Consider the following 1746-nt stretch of genomic DNA (forward strand, 5'->3'; position numbering starts at 1 on the left):
ATGTGGCTTACTCGGTCTTGCCCGTGATTGCCGAAGTCAGCCGTCGCAATGGCATCCGTCCTTCCCGTCCGCTGACGATGGCGGTTATCGCTTCCCAATTTGCGATTGTCGCCAGCCCGATTGCCGCAGCCGTTGTTGCCTGCGTCACCATGCTTGAGCCGCAACACATCACGATGGCGGATGTGTTGAAAGTTACCGTTCCATCCACGATTTTGGGTATCGGTTTGGCTTGCGTGTTCGTAAACAAACTGGGCAAAGAATTGAAAGACGATCCGTATTATCAGGCTTTACTGAAAGACCCGAACTATGTGAAAGAATACATCGATGTGGAGGAACAACAAACCGATGTCGCCATTTCGCCGAAAGCCAAATTGTCGGTCGGTATTTTCTTGACTGCGGCATTGCTGGTGGTCGTGATGGGTGCGCTGCCAGAGCTGCGTCCGGCTTTTGAACACGATGGCGCGATCAAGCCTATGGGCATGGCGCATACGATTGAAATCGTGATGTTGTCTGCTTCTGCACTGATTATCTTGGCGTGTAAACCCAATGGCGATGCGATTACCCGAGGTTCGGTATTCCATGCCGGTATGCGTGCCGTGATTGCAGTATTTGGCGTGGCTTGGTTGGGCGATACCTTGATGAACGGCCACTTAACAGAAGTGGAATCGACCGTCAGCCATTTGGTTGAATCTGCACCATGGACCTTTGCCTTTGCCCTGTTTGTCTTGTCGGTATTGGTCAATAGTCAAGGCGCGACAGTGGCAACGCTATTTCCAATCGCCATCAAACTGGGTATTCCTGCGCCCATCATTATCGGCACATTTGTTGCGGTAAACGGCTATTTCTTCATTCCGAACTACGGTCCGATTATTGCCGCTATCGACTTTGATACAACCGGCTCGACCAAAATCGGCAAATTTATCTTCAACCACAGCTTCATGATTCCGGGCCTGTTGAGCATGGCATTTAGTCTGGCTTTCGGTTTGTTGTTGGTTCAACTGTATTATTGATAGGCTGAAAAATGAAGGCCGTCTGAAATTAAATTTCAGACGGCCTTTTTGATATTGTTATTCGAGAGCTTAATTGCAGTATTTATTGACGTCGTTTTGGTATTGTTTAATCAGGCTGTCGCGATTGGCCAAGCGTGCGCTTTCGGCGACTTGGCGGTTGATTTTGGCGATTTTGCAGTTTTCCAGCTTGTTTTGGCGGTTTTGCTCTTCGATTTTTTTGTTGCGCTCTTCGATTTGTTTGTTTTGTTCCGCAACCTGTTCGTTGGGCTGCTCGGCAACCGGCTCAGATGCCGCCGCAGCAGGTGCAACGGCAGGTTTGACATTGTGCGTACGGATGTTGACCACGCCGGAACGCTTCGGTTGCAGGCGGTTTGGCGTATCGGAATAGTTGTTGCCCGATGTGCCTTTCCAAGTGTACACCTCGGCCGCACCGGTCAGAGCGGCGGAAGAGAGAAGGGCTGCTATCAGACAGGTTTTGAGTACGGAAGATTTCATGGGTTTCCCTTATGTAAATGATGTTCTCATGCGGCTTATTTTACTTGAAACTGCAATGCGTTGGCATATTTTTGTACGCCAAATCAAATCATGTAAAAAAATAACGTTAAAACGTGTATTGCCAATGTTAGCATCAAGCCGGTGTGATATAATGCCGTGCATCTTGCACAAACTGAAAGACCGAGCATCATGCGTATTGTAGAAAAAGCCTATACTTTCGACGACGTTTTGTTGGTTCCAG

General features: G+C 48.6%; 3 protein-coding genes. 1 reads left to right on the forward strand and 2 read right to left on the reverse strand.

The genetic code is table 11. The features are described 5' to 3' along the window. The coding region (locus ACTHUE_RS17810; RefSeq protein WP_440402789.1) for an anaerobic C4-dicarboxylate transporter family protein at positions 1-1010 on the forward strand (1010 nt) is incomplete at its 5' end. A gap of 69 nt (positions 1011-1079) precedes the next feature. Here ACTHUE_RS17810 and ACTHUE_RS17815 read toward each other — a convergent pair. Continuing rightward, on the reverse strand, positions 1080-1505 hold the full coding sequence (locus tag ACTHUE_RS17815; protein ID WP_440361181.1) for a DUF4124 domain-containing protein: 426 nt from the start codon (positions 1503-1505) through the stop codon (positions 1080-1082). A gap of 9 nt (positions 1506-1514) precedes the next feature. After that, positions 1515-1746 (reverse strand): hypothetical protein (locus tag ACTHUE_RS17820; RefSeq protein WP_440424087.1); only part of this gene is annotated, 232 nt, incomplete at its 5' end.

The sequence above is a fragment of the Neisseria sp. P0021.S005 genome (genome assembly GCF_051956955.1).